The organism is Treponema vincentii, from assembly GCF_018336815.1.
Classification (GTDB): domain Bacteria; phylum Spirochaetota; class Spirochaetia; order Treponematales; family Treponemataceae; genus Treponema.
On record NZ_CP050497.1, the window covers coordinates 926757 to 941736 of the forward strand.

The 14980-nt window shown below is 47.1% G+C and carries 10 protein-coding genes; 5 read left to right on the plus strand and 5 right to left on the minus strand.

Translation table 11 applies throughout. The annotated features are described in order from the left end of the window. The first annotated feature begins 84 nt into the window (after positions 1-84). The 3 genes from GWP40_RS04195 (at position 85) to GWP40_RS04205 (ending at position 3229) form a co-directional block, all read left to right on the plus strand. Positions 85-1326, plus strand: a complete 1242-nt coding sequence (locus tag GWP40_RS04195) for a hexokinase family protein (protein WP_230974592.1) — start codon at positions 85-87, stop codon at positions 1324-1326. A gap of 45 nt (positions 1327-1371) precedes the next feature. After that, entirely contained in the window at positions 1372-2547 is a 1176-nt protein-coding gene (gene thiI, locus GWP40_RS04200) for a tRNA uracil 4-sulfurtransferase ThiI (RefSeq protein ID WP_212566184.1), read from the plus strand. Positions 2548-2629: 82 nt separating this feature from the next. Continuing rightward, positions 2630-3229 (plus strand): hypothetical protein, encoded by a 600-nt coding sequence (locus GWP40_RS04205; RefSeq protein WP_230974593.1) that lies wholly within the window; start codon positions 2630-2632, stop codon positions 3227-3229. On the opposite strand, the gene GWP40_RS04210 is transcribed toward GWP40_RS04205, so the two are convergent. Next, positions 3211-4395: a coiled-coil domain-containing protein gene (locus GWP40_RS04210; RefSeq protein WP_212566186.1), complete on the minus strand. Its 1185-nt coding sequence runs from the start codon at positions 4393-4395 to the stop codon at positions 3211-3213. The two genes, GWP40_RS04205 and GWP40_RS04210, sit on opposite strands and share 19 nt — an antisense overlap. Before the next feature lie 301 nt (positions 4396-4696). Here GWP40_RS04210 and GWP40_RS04215 point away from each other — a divergent pair, with 301 nt between their 5' ends. Together GWP40_RS04215 and GWP40_RS13375 are read left to right on the plus strand one after the other, a co-directional pair. After that, on the plus strand, positions 4697-5413 hold the full coding sequence (locus GWP40_RS04215; protein ID WP_212566187.1) for a 5'-methylthioadenosine/adenosylhomocysteine nucleosidase: 717 nt from the start codon (positions 4697-4699) through the stop codon (positions 5411-5413). A 996-nt stretch (positions 5414-6409) separates the two neighbouring features. Beyond that, a complete protein-coding gene (locus tag GWP40_RS13375) occupies positions 6410-10807 on the plus strand; it encodes a hypothetical protein (protein ID WP_212566188.1) in 4398 nt (1465 codons plus the stop codon). Between the two features lie 143 nt (positions 10808-10950). Here GWP40_RS13375 and csrA read toward each other — a convergent pair whose 3' ends face one another. The 4 genes from csrA to flgK all read right to left on the minus strand — a co-directional run bounded on the left by csrA (position 10951) and on the right by flgK (position 14962). Further along, entirely contained in the window at positions 10951-11172 is a 222-nt protein-coding gene (csrA, locus tag GWP40_RS04225) for a carbon storage regulator CsrA (RefSeq protein ID WP_006188992.1), read from the minus strand. Continuing rightward, positions 11166-11612: a flagellar assembly protein FliW gene (fliW, locus tag GWP40_RS04230; protein ID WP_212566189.1), complete on the minus strand. Its 447-nt coding sequence runs from the start codon at positions 11610-11612 to the stop codon at positions 11166-11168. Before fliW ends, csrA begins: the two co-directional genes overlap by 7 nt. Before the next feature lie 66 nt (positions 11613-11678). Further along, positions 11679-12923 carry a flagellar hook-associated protein 3 gene (locus tag GWP40_RS04235; RefSeq protein ID WP_212566190.1) on the minus strand — a complete coding sequence of 415 codons (1245 nt, stop codon included), beginning with the start codon at positions 12921-12923 and terminating at the stop codon, positions 11679-11681. 161 nt (positions 12924-13084) lie between these two features. Then, on the minus strand, positions 13085-14962 hold the full coding sequence (gene flgK, locus GWP40_RS04240) for a flagellar hook-associated protein FlgK (protein WP_212566191.1): 1878 nt from the start codon (positions 14960-14962) through the stop codon (positions 13085-13087). Between the last annotated feature and the right edge of the window lie 18 nt (positions 14963-14980).

Below are 14980 nucleotides of genomic sequence, written 5' to 3' on the forward strand. Positions count from 1 at the left end.
CGGTCGCTGCGTTTTTTTGGACGGCACAATTTTGATGCGGAAGGCCCTACGGTCAATACGGTTATCGATACGCTGCTGTATGACATGGAAGAAGGACTGAAACGGGATCCGAGCATTCCCGTCGGTACAGGGCCGGCTCTGGATATGATTCCTACGTGGTTTATGCCGCCTCAACAGCCGCCAAAGAATACTTCGGTTATCGTTATCGATGCGGGCGGAACCAATTTCCGCTCATGCTTGGTTACCTTTGACGAAAACAGTATCCCGTCTATCAGTCAGCCTGAGCGGAAGCCGATGCCGGCAACCGATCGGGAATACTCCAAAGCGGAATTTTTTGACACCATCGCCTCTTATTTAGATCATTTAAAGAACGCCGCGGATTCTATCGCGTTTTGCTTTTCGTATGCGATGAAAATTACTCCGGCAGGCGACGGCGAAGTGCTGCAATTCTCTAAGGAAATCAAAGCGCCCGAGGTGATCGGCTCATTAGTCGGTCAAAATCTGGAGACGGCGCTGATGCAGCGGGGCTGGAATAAACTGAAACGCATTGTACTGTTAAACGATACGGTCGCGGCGCTCCTCGCAGGGGCATCAACTGCCGTCGGCGGGAAAAAATACGATTCGTATATAGGCTTTATCCTCGGAACCGGCATGAACGCCGCGTATATCGAATATCAGAATATCCCAAAAATTGCGGCGAACAGCGCCGGTACCGTAGCCTTGCCCGCGCAGATTGTCGTCTGCGAGTCGGGAAAGTCGAACAAACAGCCGCGCAGCGATTTTGACGAAGCGTTTGCAAAAAAGACCGACCAGCCGCAGATGTTTTGGTTTGAAAAGATGTGCTCCGGCGCCTACCTCGGCTCGGTTGCTTCGGTGATGATACGGGCAGCCGCTGCGGACAATCTTTTTTCCGCCGGTGTTAAAAAAGCGTTTGCTTCCATTGCCGACCTTCCGCTCATCGATGTAAACCGCTTTTTGCAAGCGCCGTATTCCGATCAAACTCCGCTCGGACTTCCGTTAGCCGGCGGCACGGAAGAAGACCGCGAGGTTCTCTACCGGATATTGGATGCACTGATTATGCGCACGGCGCGGCTCGCTGCGGGGAATATCGCGGCGGCTGTCATTAAAACAGGCAAGGGGAAAAATCCTGCGCTGCCGGTTTGTATCCTTGCAGAGGGTACAACGTTTTTAAAAACGCACCGGTTACACGATGCCGTCCTTGCGCACCTCTATACGGCGTTGACGCAAAACCGCGGCATTTATTTTGAGGTGTTGTCCCTCGATCATGCAATTACGTTCGGCACCGCCATCGCGGGCACAATTTAGCAATGTAATAATGTAACAATGTAACGGAGGTTTAACGGAACTTACATGGCGGAGCTTTTTTATCTGGCAAAAATCGGAGAAATCAATCTTAAAAAAGGGAACCTAAAGGATTTTGAACGGCGGCTTGCGCAAAACTTCAGAAGCTATTTTGGCGGAGCAGTACCGAACGTACAGGTACGCGCCGGACGGATGTATGTACGGGCTGATGAGGCCTTGCAGCCGCGGGTAGAAGCGGCTTTGAATCACCTTTTCGGTATTACGAGCTGGGCGCAGGCAAAACCGGCGGACAAAACGCTTGAGGCAATTTCCGAAACGGCTGTTGCCGAAGCTAAGGCGTTGCAAGCGCAAGGTGCACGCACCTTTAAAATTGAAGCCCGCCGCGCCGATAAGCAATTTCCCCTCACTTCGTATGACATTGCGCGGGAAGTAGGCGGCACTATTCATACGGCGGGAATTTTAACCGTCGATGTGCATAACCCCGACGCGGTTATCAGCATCGAGGTGCGCGAAAAGCAAGCGTTCATTTACGGTGTCGAACATACCGGCAGGAGGGGGCTTCCCTGCGGCTGTTCGGGACGGGCGCTGCTGCTGCTCTCGGGCGGAATCGACTCCCCCGTTGCCGGATACAAAATGCTTTTCCGCGGTATGAAAGTCGATTACGTGTATTTTCATTCCCATCCGTATACATCACCGGAAGCTCAGCAAAAGGTAGAAACCTTAGCCGGTATTTTAGCCCGTTACGGACTCGGCGGGTACCTTACCGTTGTGTCGTTTACCAAGGTACAGCAGCACCTCAAGCGGACGGTGCCGGAACCCTATTTGACGCTCCTGCTCCGTATGTGTATGATGCACACCGCCGAAATGCTGGCTGAAAAGGTTAATGCCCAGTGTTTGGTTACGGGAGAAAGCCTTGCGCAGGTGGCAAGCCAAACAATCGAGAACCTTACGATTACCGATAGCTGCGCAAAGCTTCCGATTTTGCGTCCGCTTATCGGCATGGACAAGGAAGAAATCATACGGTATGCGGTTGATATCGGCACCTATCAAACTTCCATACTGCCCTATGAGGATTGCTGCGTGCTGTTTTCGCCCAAGCATCCGGTGCTGCATACACGGCAGAAAGATGCCGAAGAGATCTATGCGCGTATAGGCATCGAGCCGCTGCTGATGGAAGCCTTCGAACAGCGTGAAACAAAAAAAATAGCATGGGTTCTGCCGTAAAGAAAGGGTTTTATTGATAATGCATAAAAAATTATTACCTGTGTTATATTTTTTGATTTTCTCTTCGTTGCACGTAGTGGGGATGAGCGCTGATGAAGCCTATCCTATTATTGAAAAAGTAGTTTCAGCTATACCGATGAGGGAGAACCGTGTCTACTATACAAACACTGATGATATACAACTCATACTCGACGTAGCGGCAGAGACAGGCATAAACTTATTTGAACTGATTGATTGTATGTACCGTTATCTTGCAGCGAATAATAAGCGGCTTGAAATATCGGGAGAAACTCTCCGTAACGCACGAGCATCGTTTAGTTATGGTGGATATCCTGTCGAGCAGCTTTTACCGATAGATACTATCGTGAGTGTTCAGGTCGGGGCTTGTTTTACTAAAAATCAAAATCCGCTTGAAATGGAGCTTGAGGCTCCTTACAGCGTCTACATTGAGATTGCAACGGCTGCGTATGATACTCGATGCGGTTTTACTAAGATGCAGCCGCTCAATTTTCTGGAATCTTACGGTATGTATATAAAAAAATGGAACATTACAAAGCAGATACGAAAAATCCATCTGTATGAATCCGGCTTCGGCGCCGTATACGCTCAAGGCTTCTTTAAACCGAAAAAATGGGCATTCGCACCTATCAGTCGAATTTTGCCTCAGTCCGCCGAACCTTGAGGTTTCAGCTCATTATTTCGTTCCTCAAGCCCCAGTTTTATTTCTTCTTCGCGTGCAATATCCCGTTCAGCGGTTTCGATGAGCTTTTCGTACTGTGCAATGCCGTCTTTGTATCCGGCGATCGCTTTTTGTAATGTTTCTATTTTATGTACCTCACCGGCAAGGGCGAGTTCGTTTTCGATATATTCGATGTCGATTGCATTTTTTCCAAGCTTTACACGATACTCCGCAATAGCATCTAAATACGGTTTAAACAGTTCCGGTACGCCGGTAAGGGATTCGGCGGTGCTCGTGCCTATCTCGGTATAAAAGATATCGCTATATTGTGAGCCTTGCCGTCTTTCGGCTTCCTCAATTTTTTCATCCGTATTTTTTATGATGTCCGTCAGAATATTGATCCGTTTCTGAGGGGTATCGGTGACACCGCATTCCGTGAATGTTTCTTCAAGTTTTTTCTGCTCGGCATTTAGTGTTTCCTTTCTGTCTTCCATCTCATCTTGTTTTGAAACGATTGCTTGTAAGGCAAGATATGCTGTTTCAAGCTGTTCCGGAAAGGATGCGCCGCGTACTTCTTTTATAACATCATCCGTGAGAGACTCCTCTCCTGCCGCAATAATTTGTTCATTCATTTTCTTTTGCAGGCTGGTCAATTTATTTTTTAAAGACAGCAACTGTGGACTCAATGTCAGCTTTTTAAAAAAATGTGCCTCGGTTTTTTGCTGTTCGAGCGCTTGTTTTTCTTGCTGTACCTTCTCGATAGACTCTTTAAGTGGCTCAATCGATTGGGTAATGTGTACAATTTGCGGGACCGAATTATTTTGATAGGCTTGAAAGAACAGTAAAATAAAATCATTCCGTGCTTTCTGATATGCACGCTGCTGTTCATGTAATAGTTTATCAACTTCTTTAGAAAAAACTTTTAATTCATTTTGCCGCGATTGTGCCGTCTTAATGCTCAAAATAGTATCCGAATCCTTTCGGCGGGATTCTCTTAGCATTTTCCACGCTTCAAAATCTTGTTCGTCGATGTGTGGCGTCGTTTCTTTACGCTGTAAAACATATTCGAATTGGGCTTCGCCGCATTCTCTGTACAATGAATTAAGCATTGTTTGTAAATTTTCTCGCTCTTTTTTTCTGTCCGCTAAATTTTTCTTCAGATTATCCATACAAAACCGCCTTTGTTCATCCCGTGAATATAAGATAAGAGAACACTATTAATATATACGTTTATCGTAAAAAATACTATATCCTGCGTTACAAACAAAATAAGATGTTTACAAGCCCGCCGCACGAATAAACTGTTGAAGTATGCACGAGGAAAATACTGGGGATGTCGAAAAAGTAACCAACTTTTGAGACCGCCCATGTTTCTCTAGTACATTTTTTTTAATTCCGATACATTCTTATGAGGGGCTAAAACACAGTCTGATGCGATTACCCTGATATATAGATATAAAGGATAGAAAGATGAGGATAGGTATATTTGCAGCGGAACAGCAGGAGCTGGAAAACATTCGGCAAAGTCTACAAGGACGAAAAATCGAAAGAGCCGGACTCGTGTTTTATGAAGCGGCGCACGGTATCCATACGGTTATCAGCGTATGCGGCGGCATCGGTAAAGTGAATGCAGCGATTTGTACACAGTTGCTGATTTCGGAATTTCATGCGGAAATAATTATCAACACCGGTACTGCCGGAGGTTTAAACGATGCGCTGCATGTATTCGACTTGGTCGTTTCGACCGATGCGGTACAGCATGATGTGGATGTTTCGGTATTCGGCTATGCGAAAGGGCAAGTCGCCGGTACATCGTCTCCGTTTTGGAAAGCAGACGACGCCCTACGCACGGTTTTAATGAAAACCTTTACGCAGCTGAAAAATAACCATGCAGCAGAATTTGCACATGCCGACAAGATGATTGCAGGACGCATCGCTTCGGGTGACCGCTTTATTGTTAATCCTGCGGTAAAGCAGGAGATTATCTCGACGTTTAAGGCTGATTGTGTTGAAATGGAGGGCGCTGCGGTTGCTCAAACCTGCGTAATGAATGCCATTCCCTTTGTGATATTGCGTTGTATTTCCGACAATGCGGGAGAACCTGCCGCAATCTCATATCAGCAGTTTTCAAAAGAGGCATCCCGTATTTCTGCCATGCTGGTATTACATACGCTCTCCCTACTATAACTTTTGCAAATATGCGGGGCATCTACGGCGTTATATGGCGTTGCTTTGACAGGCTTTAAGCTTTTGCTTGACAAAGCATAGGATTATCAGTATATCATTACAGAGTATTTAGTAATCTATGCGGTATAGAGCCGTTCTCTAAAAGTTATCTGCAAAAGTAATCGTATAAAAAGTCTATCATTAGCAACATTAAAATGCTGAGCTATTTCTGCCGATATGAGAAGCGGGATAGCAGAAAGTTGTGCCGATCATGCCGCTACCGCTGAAACGGGAAAGCAAGACGATGAAAAATTACTGCTGCGGCGTATATGCAGCAGTAATAGAAGTGCGCTTTTAACAGCACGGGTTCATGTGTTAAGGGTGCTTACTAAATAAAGCGGAGAAAAAGCTTATGAAAAAGAAGAATCGTATAGTATCTTTTGCACTGATTGTGCTTGCTGCCATTGCAGGTTTTACCTGTAAGAACAGTATCGGTTTAGGCGGTCAGATAGATATTCTTCCGCCAAATGGAGAGATTACCGCTCCTGATGGGGTAGGTGCGATACGCGGTTCATTTGTTTTAAGGGGAAAGGCGAGCGATGACGATGGTGTCGAATCGGTTTCGGTTGTGTTTGAAAATATCAAAACGAAAGAAACGAGCCAAACGTATGAGGCCAATGACTTTAGTAAGGGCAGCGTATCGGTGTTGTGGAGTACCCATATAGACAATGAAGTGAAAGGAAATAGATGCGCTCTTCCCGACGGTGAATATGAAGTAACGGTTACGGTTACCGATACAGGCGGAAAGACAAGCACATTTACCAAGAATTATAAAATAGACAATAGAGCACCCGAAGTAGAAATACTGAGTCCTGATTTATCGAAAAGTCAAAGTGGTGATTTTACGATGCGCGGTTCGATTATCGATATACCGAGCGGCGTCAAAAGCATAAAATATATCGTGGGTAAACAAGATAGCAGTGATATAACGGTAAAGCCCGCAGAAACCTCGCTCGAGTGGAAAAGCTTGAGATATCGGGAGATACATGGGCTATCCCTTTTACCGATGGGGATAATATCACGCAGAAAACAAAAGCTGAAAGGATCGGTAAACAAGTTGACGGGCTCGCAGCGGGAGTAGAACTATATGATATACCGCTGTTCTTTTTAGTTGAAGATAAAGCAGGCAATGCCGGTATTATCAGTCAAATAATCAGAGTAGACCCGAACGGAGATATTCCGGAAGTAAAGGTATTATCGCCTGAAGCGGATAAAGTATTAGGCGGAAGGATCCGTATATGGGGAACCGTGAAGGTACCTAATCCGGCAGCGGGAGTGGTCAATGCTGTACTGATTCAAATTACCGATAACACCAAACCTGAAAAACCCCACGAACCGGATTTTAGCCGGAGCGCTCTGTTTGGCGAAAGCGAGTGGTGCCCTGCCGATGGGAAACCGTTAAGCTATACGGCGGGAAGTTCGTATTGGTCGGTAGAAATAAACGGAAGTAAGGAATTTGAAGCAGCAAGCGAACGGCAGCGGATTATTTGGTTTAGATTGTGCGGCAAAAATGAGAAGGGGAGAGTCGGACAATGGACAGAGCCGATTAAAGTTACCGTTGATAAGGAGGCTCCGGCTATTACCGATATGAAGGTTGCAAGCGAAAGTAAGATCGGTACGGCTATTCCTTCCGGGCAGATTGACCCCGAAAACCAAGACTATGTTTCAAATATGTGGATCAAGGGAGATGGACTGTATTTATGTGCAGAGTTATCGCATGATGCCGGTATAGAAAGGATAGATATAAGCGGGAGCTATCTCGGTACGTCTGTTTCTTTAACGGGAGACAGTGAGATAACCGGCTATCAGCTGCATAATCAGCAGTGTTTTGAAGCAGACGGTCATAACTACAAGATGCGGATACCGTTAAAGACGACGGGGAACCCTGCAAATAATAACGGATTTACGATTAATGTTACGATAAAGGCTAAAAAACAAAAAGAAGGAGATATAGAGGGGTTAACGGCTTCAACTTCATTCTCCTTTAAGTATGATAACAGCGTTCCAACCGCGGTGTTTGGTACAAAAATGTATTCATCGGGTATTGTACAGGTGAGCGGAGCTTCGTTTACCGACACTGGGTTAATAGGGAGAAGCAATATCAATGCTTCGATGAAGGTTTTTACCTCAGGGGAAGATATTGCAATTACCGCATTTGATCAGAGTACGGGGAAGGTTACGCTTGCCACCGCTCCGGCGAATCCTACAAAGGGATATCTTATTTACAGTCCCATTGAATATTTGAGGCCTGACAGTAGCGGTAAAGTGTGGGTATCCGGCGCTGCGTATGATGTAGGCGCTGGGGTTGAAAAGGTCAAAGTAAGCTATAATGGAGTTCCGGCAAGCGAAGTTACGTTAGAGTTTCCGAGCGGCGTGCGAACGGATGTCGGTAACGGCGATGTCAACTTTGTCACATGGAAAGGTGAACTCGATGTCAGCAGTTTTGTAGATGGTACGGGGAAAATCGTCATTACGCCGATTGACCGTGCAAATAATGCCTCTGCTCCGATTGAAGTATCCGTAAAACTTAAAAAGGAACCTTTGAGGATAAGTGCTGTAGCATTGGGAACGGACATGAACCGGAACGGCACTATCGCAGATGTCGGCTCTACGGTGGTTGAAACCAAAACATTGGCGCTGACATATAACGCAGCAAATCCTGACGGTATCGACAGTGAAAAATACGATTGGCGCGGTAAAGCTGACGGCGGTACGTTTAGATTTAAAAACAATACGTCGCACATTAACATTGGAACCGGCGGCGGAAGCGGCGATAAAAAGTATACGCTGAAATGCGTAACAAACGGTACTGACATTCGGAATCTAACTGCATTACCTTCAGATGGCGTTATTACGCTGGATGCGGCTGATTTTACTAAAATAGGTCAAAGTGATGACCTTGCCACAAGCGACCCCAAAAAGCGTAAGCTTCTTCTTACCGTATGGGATTCTGCACAGGGGTTAACCTGCGGTACCGATACGTGGATGGCAGAACTGGCACTGGATGTTATTGTCGATACTACAGACAGAATTGCGCCCACAAACGAGATAAATCCATTTAAGTGGGTTTCCGAAAGCGAAAACAGCTTGTACGGCAACAGCCGCGATAACGGACACATCGAAAGAGGAACCGATTTACCAAGTACTTTTAACCAGACAAGCGGCCTTATGGACAAGGATGATAAAGTTTCCGGCAAGATCAGCATTACAGGAACTGCGTATGACGATCAGGTTATCACGGAAATTTGGGCAAAAATCAAAGACTTTACGTTTACCGGTATAGCCGATGCCGGAAGCGGAACCGATACAAAGCTTGCAACGTATAGCGCTTCAACCGGTAATTTTACGGTAGAGTCCGGTGATTTTGATACACACGGCTGGAAGTTCACTGTTATATCGAATGAGTTCAGTGTTGAAAAGGGGCATACCGTCAAATGGAAGCTTGATTGGGACAGTTCAAAGATAACAGGCGTCGTCGGAACCGATAAAATCATTACCGTAACGGTAAAAGATACGGCTCAAGCAAATACCAAGTCTGAGAGCAAGAAGGTGGATGTTGTGCCGTATATTACGGGCATCAGCAGAAACAGCACATATAATACAAACAGAGCACGAAGCGGCGCCGTACCCTTACTCCGCGGGGAAGAAGGTAATACGCTTACCGGCTTTAACTTTGCTGCTGGAAGCAGTACCTCTTTAAAGATAACCGCAAATAAAGACGGAACCGGTTCTTCTCCAGTTGCAATGGAGAATCTTGCTTTGAACGGTTCGTCTTTTACCTTTAAAGTGCCGGATACGGCGAAAGACGGATACCTGCATCTTGTGGTAAACGGGGTTGCTGCGGTGAATAATACAAATGCGTATACCGAAAGCAATACGGAAGAAGCCGATATATATGGAGCTAAGGAATATTCCGACGATAGATTGGTGCATATCTGGCGTGTAAATGCGCAGGATACGTTTAAGGGCAGCAAAAATGCCATCTATCCTGCAATGACTAAAAATAGTGACGGTACACTCTATGCGTCGTTTAGCAATTATTCAACTGAGGCCGTGTATTATTCAAATACATTTACGGGAAATGACGCTGTTGCCGTAGCCGTAGATGGAGACGGTACAAAAAGTTTGTTTACAGGATACGATCCGCCGGAAGAAACCGATATAACTGTAAACGAAACGGAAGTAAATGTACTCTATGCTGCAAATTATCAAGGTGGAGGTGCTAAGAACTGGGGCAATGGAGACCTCTCGGGTGAAAAAAAATACCCGTGGAATGATACCACTCCTGAGTATGCAGGCGGTATATACCTCTATGATAAGGATGCATTCGTTGGAACTAGGCATACTAATGTGTATCGATTTGAACTATATACCTACGATAATGAATTGCAGCAGTTTAAAAACATACGGACAGTGCGTTCCGGCGATAATATCTATGTTGTCTATTATGACAGATTAACCTCAGCTGTAAAATTCGCTTGGGTAGATGACAGTAAAAAACCGAATACAATAGCTCATGCACTCCCATGGTGTGTCATAGACGGCAATACCGACATAACAGATAGAGAATGTAAAGTTCCGGATCACTTGGTCAATACAGCTGTACCACCTGATCCGCCCAATAATATATTTACATTTGTGAGTCCCAACGGCTCAAATTATAAGACTCCGTATATACTAAACGATCCAAACAACTTTGAAGATGGACTCTCCGTTTCAAATGCGGTGTGGGAATCTATCGCCGTTGCGGTAACTAAGGACGGATATCCTGTTGTAGCGTACATAGATGCCGCTACGAGAAGCTTACGCCTTGCAAGGAGTAAATCAAAACAGCCTACGTCATCAGGAGATTGGACGATTCAAAAGGTTCTCGATTCTTCGGACAAGAATGGTAAGAATGCAAGCGACTACATCAATGCATGTGTCGACAGTGACGGGCATTTACATATCGCGTTCCAAAATACCAGAGGGCAACTGGTGTATGTAAAATCCACGAATACGTCCAATGACGGTCAAACAAAGTATGCGTTTGACGCTTCGGAAGTATTGGATGATTCCGGTATGTTTATAGATATGACCATGGACGGTACAACGCCCTATATCACGTACATGTCCCGCCCCAACTCCTACGATGCTATCCGCATTGCCTATAAAACCGCTATGGACTTTAGCAATACGGGAACGGATGTAGCTGGCTGGGAAACAATGACCACGCCTCTTGATCAACGGGCGGCAAACAACCGTATCTGTATTGAAACGCAGGCAAAGCATTACAATACTACGGAAAAGATGCCTGTTGCGGTAGGGTTTAAAACCGATTCGGATTACCGCGCGGCATTCTATGTAGGAAAGTAGGCGCTTTTGTAAGGTAAAATCTTTAATCCCCCGTCGGGGTATCCGGCGGGGGAGCTTTTTTAATCGTGTAGGTATGCAGCAGTGCGGAATATATAATCGTCGACAATGGTTAAATCATCAAAGCAAATCAGAATTTCTCTTGGTTACTTTAACCCCAGCTGAGCAAGCGAATCGATATTGCCGGTGGCGAGCGCCGCTTTATTTTCACGCTGAATTTCGTCGTAAATTTCTTCGCGGAATACTTTGACGGAGCGGGGGGCTTCAACGCCGATTTTTACCTGATCGCCCCGTACTTCAATAACGGTAATTTCAATTGAATCGCCGACGCGGATTTTTTGGTTTGTCTTTCGGGAAAGGATTAGCATGGTTCACCTCCGCGTTTCATTTCAGCGACAATATCATGCTTGGTTTTCCATTTTTCTCCGCCGATGACCAGCTGCATTGCCTTTTTATTCTTTTTATTGATGATGAGCGGGCCTTGCAGATTTGCCGTAATTGCCGACCCATCCGACGGAACGGTAACCAATGCAAATACCAGTACATCGGAAGGCGATTCAATGCCGAGCGGCTCAAGCAAACTGTCATCGATATCCAGTTCATAGTCGGGTCGGAAGATAAAGGGATCGATGGCGATAAAGGCAAGCTCTGCATCGTCAAGCGACTGAATCCATATAAACGGTTTTTGCTTTGCATCGAGCAATGCAAAGCGGTGATATTTTTTAAATCCGTAAAAACCTTCGGACAGGGTGATGATTTGATCTTCTTCAATCATAACCGTACCCAGCGCCTTCGTTTTTATTTCCATACTAAAACTCCCTTTCCTTACGTCATCGTTAAACCTGTTCGAAAACGCAGTTATCGAACAGGTCTGTTATCTTAAATAATTAAGTAGTGTATTTTTATACAAATTGCCAACCGTGCTTAACGATGCTTGATGAGTATACTGATACATTTTAAGATCGGAAATAGCTTGTGTCAAATCCAAATCGGCTTCGCGGGATTCAGCCTCCGTTACGTTGGGTATCTGTGTATTCAAGCGTGCGAGCGCCGCTTCCGCGCGTTCATAGCGGGAACCGTTTTCCGCAAGCCGCGCGGCGAGGTTGTCGATAGCGCCGTCCACACTGCCGAGCACTTTACCGCCGAGCGATTCATGGTCTCCTGCATACATCGCATTGCGCATCGCGATGACCGCATCAAAAAGCGAACCTCCCGACACGCGCACCGAATCGGCAAGGTTGTACGGCGGCCGCTGCTGCGGCTTAACAAGCCCCAGCGAAGACAGCACGGTTCCCTCGCCGGCATCGCGCAGCCAGAGCTGCCGTGCATCGGTCGTTTCGATATTCATACCGTTGGTAACAGGGTCGAGCGAAGCCTTAACCGCTGCGCCTGAACTGTTGATCTTAGACATAATCGCATAAACGTTATCGCCCGCGATGAGCGGGATAGTTACTCCGTCAACCTCGATGGCGCTGTCTTGCTGTACAACAAAGTTCCGTGCGTCGGTTGCGGAAAAGAGTGTTTGTCGTTCCGCCCAAAAGATACGGTTCCCCGCTTGATTCGCATCCATAAACGAAAGCTCATCGCTTTCCACCTGTTTGGTGTCGATGGAACCGTTGTACCGTACATTGGTGATAACGGCGGAACCGGCGCCGTCGATGTCGCCCATCACAATCTCAAAAGGTTCGGTAAAACTTTTCGTGCCGGCAAAGAGACGAGTGCCGTCTGCGCTAAAGCTGTTCGCCGTTTGGACAAGCTCGTATAACAGCTCATCTACTTCGGGCGCCATCTTTTTAAGATCGGAAGCTGTATAAGTGCCGGTCGCTCCCGCGACGGAAAGTTCGCGGAGCCGCTGCATAATGCTGAGTGCGCTCTGCATCGGCGCCTCGGCAACTTTATATTGGTCGTTGAGCGTCTTAGCATTTTTTTCAAAGCGATCCAGCCGCGCGAGAAACGATTTATAGCGTACCGAATGTCCGGCCGCGATAGGGTCGTCGCGGAGCTGCTGAATGCGCCGCTGAGTACTGAGTTGACTATTTACCTTGTGCAGCCTGCTTTCCTGTCTCCGCACCGAATAGCTGCTGTCCGAATGCTGCATATTTGAACTAATCCGTTGCATACCTACTCCTTTCGGTAAATGTATCAGGGGCTTTGTGATATAGCCCGCAGAATAAAAGCGGCCGTCCAACCAGAGTTGAATCGCTTCACGATTCAAATGGTTTTCCTGCCGCTTTTATTCTGCGGCTTCGATTAGTTTACCCCTGATACATTTACCGTTGCCTAGACTCCAAGGCGGTTAATCACGGTGTCGAGCATCTCGTTGACGGTAGCGACAAAACGAGCTGTCGCATTGTAGCCGTGCTGAAATTTAATAATATCCGCCAATTCTTCGTCGATGTTAACGCCGGAAATCGAGTCACGCATATCGCGGAGTTCCTTACCGATAGCGGTTTGCGTATTCAACGCAAGCTCGGCCTGTTCACCCTTTAAGCCCATATCGGTAACAGCCTCGGCGAAGAATTCGTCGAAGGTGCGGGTGTTGCCGACCATAACCGGCGTATTCCGTATCTTTGCGATAGCGACGGCGGCGCGGTTGTCTCCGGGGTAGGGGACACCTTCAGGACTGGGGTAACCGGCGGCGATATTTTGTAAATCGCTTACGACAACCGGATTGATTTCCATCCAGCCGGAGGGGTGCGCAATGGGGGAAACCGCATACTGGGCGCCTTCCTGCGACAGTACATTCACCGCATCGGGCTGCTGCCAGTCATAAGCGTTTTCCGCACCGCTTCCGGTCAGTACACCGGCGTATCCCGCTAAAAAGCGCCCCGAATCTTCGACGTGTCTGATAACAAAGTCGGGATTTTCGGTGTCCTGCGCCGCCGTCCCCTTGAGCACGAGCTTGTTATTTTGATCAAGATACGCGACGACTTCTGCGCCGGAACGGTTGATGCGGTCTACAAGGTCGGCGACCATATCGGTGGAAGCGTAGGGTACTTGAACCGTTCCCGTTCCTGCGGAAAGGGTGATCGTCCCTTCCAATCCGATTTGTTCGCGCGGATCAAGACTATATGCGCCGGTCAAACGGAAGATATATGAAGAATCGTATTCACCGTCGCCGTTCCGGTCAAAATTACCGACCGTATTGTTAATAAAATATTGTTCTTTGAAAAAATCGATACCGGTTTTTCCGTTTAAGCCCATTGCATTGCGGTGAATGTCGTTAACAAGGTCGACAAAGTTCATCGCCATCGTATCGAGTTTATTGATTTCGTCGCGGACATCTCCGTCGCGCAGTTCGATAAGGGCAGCCAGTCTACCGCCGCCGAAGTGTGCAAGATTACCGGAATCTTCCCATACGACATCGGCATATCCTTCGTTTCCGGCACCGCTTTTAAGACCGAAGGTACGGAACGTCCGCCCCTGTACCAATTCCATACCGTCCGAATAAATGATATAGGATTCGTCGGCATCGCGCTTTTCTACGGAGATGGAGATAAGGTCGGCAAGTTTTTCGGTTAAGACGTCGCGCTTATCCATCAGGTCATTAGGATTGTCGCCCATCGCTTTGACTTTTACGATTTCTTCATTGAGCGCCGCAATTTGCCGAGTAAAGGAGTTTACCTGTTTAACCCGCGCTTCAATGTCTCCGTTGATCATATCGCGGATGCCCTGCAAGCCCCGATATTGGTGGTGCACGGCATCGGTCAGCGTTTTTGCGCGGGTAGCAACCGCACTGCGCGCCGCCGCTGATTCGGGATAGACCGACAACTCTTGCCACGAATCCCAAAATTGATCGAGCCGCGTTCGCACCGAAGTATCCTCCGGTTCGTTATACAGCTGTTCAAGCATATAGATGTAGGAATCGCGTGTTTCCCAGTACCCCTGCTGATCGGTTTGTGCGACAATCCGCTGATCCAACAACTCGTCGCGCAGGCGGGTAATGGAGCTGACGGCAACACCCTGTCCGATTTGTCCGGGAGTTTCCGCCCGTGAAAGATCGGGACGGTACAGCGGCTCGTAAGAATCGAGCTGAACACGCTGACGGGTATATCCTTCCGTGGATGAGTTCGATATGTTATGACCGGCAGTTTGAATGGACTGCTGGTGTGCAAACAAACTGCGTTTTCCTAATTCAATCGAAGCAAATGTAGACATTTTTATCACCTTCCTCCT

Excerpts from the sequence above, each read along its gene's own strand:
- fliW (WP_212566189.1), bottom strand. The coding sequence starts at position 11,612 with ATGGAAATAAAAACGAAGGCGCTGGGTACGGTTATGATTGAAGAAGAT.
- GWP40_RS04235 (WP_212566190.1), bottom strand. The coding sequence starts at position 12,923 with ATGCAACGGATTAGTTCAAATATGCAGCATTCGGACAGCAGCTATTCG.
- GWP40_RS04195 (WP_230974592.1), top strand. The coding sequence starts at position 85 with ATGGAAGAAGGACTGAAACGGGATCCGAGCATTCCCGTCGGTACAGGG.
- GWP40_RS04210 (WP_212566186.1), bottom strand. The coding sequence starts at position 4,395 with ATGGATAATCTGAAGAAAAATTTAGCGGACAGAAAAAAAGAGCGAGAA.
- GWP40_RS04205 (WP_230974593.1), top strand. The coding sequence starts at position 2,630 with ATGAGCGCTGATGAAGCCTATCCTATTATTGAAAAAGTAGTTTCAGCT.
- GWP40_RS04215 (WP_212566187.1), top strand. The coding sequence starts at position 4,697 with ATGAGGATAGGTATATTTGCAGCGGAACAGCAGGAGCTGGAAAACATT.
- csrA (WP_006188992.1), bottom strand. The coding sequence starts at position 11,172 with ATGCTAATCCTTTCCCGAAAGACAAACCAAAAAATCCGCGTCGGCGAT.
- flgK (WP_212566191.1), bottom strand. The coding sequence starts at position 14,962 with ATGTCTACATTTGCTTCGATTGAATTAGGAAAACGCAGTTTGTTTGCA.
- thiI (WP_212566184.1), top strand. The coding sequence starts at position 1,372 with ATGGCGGAGCTTTTTTATCTGGCAAAAATCGGAGAAATCAATCTTAAA.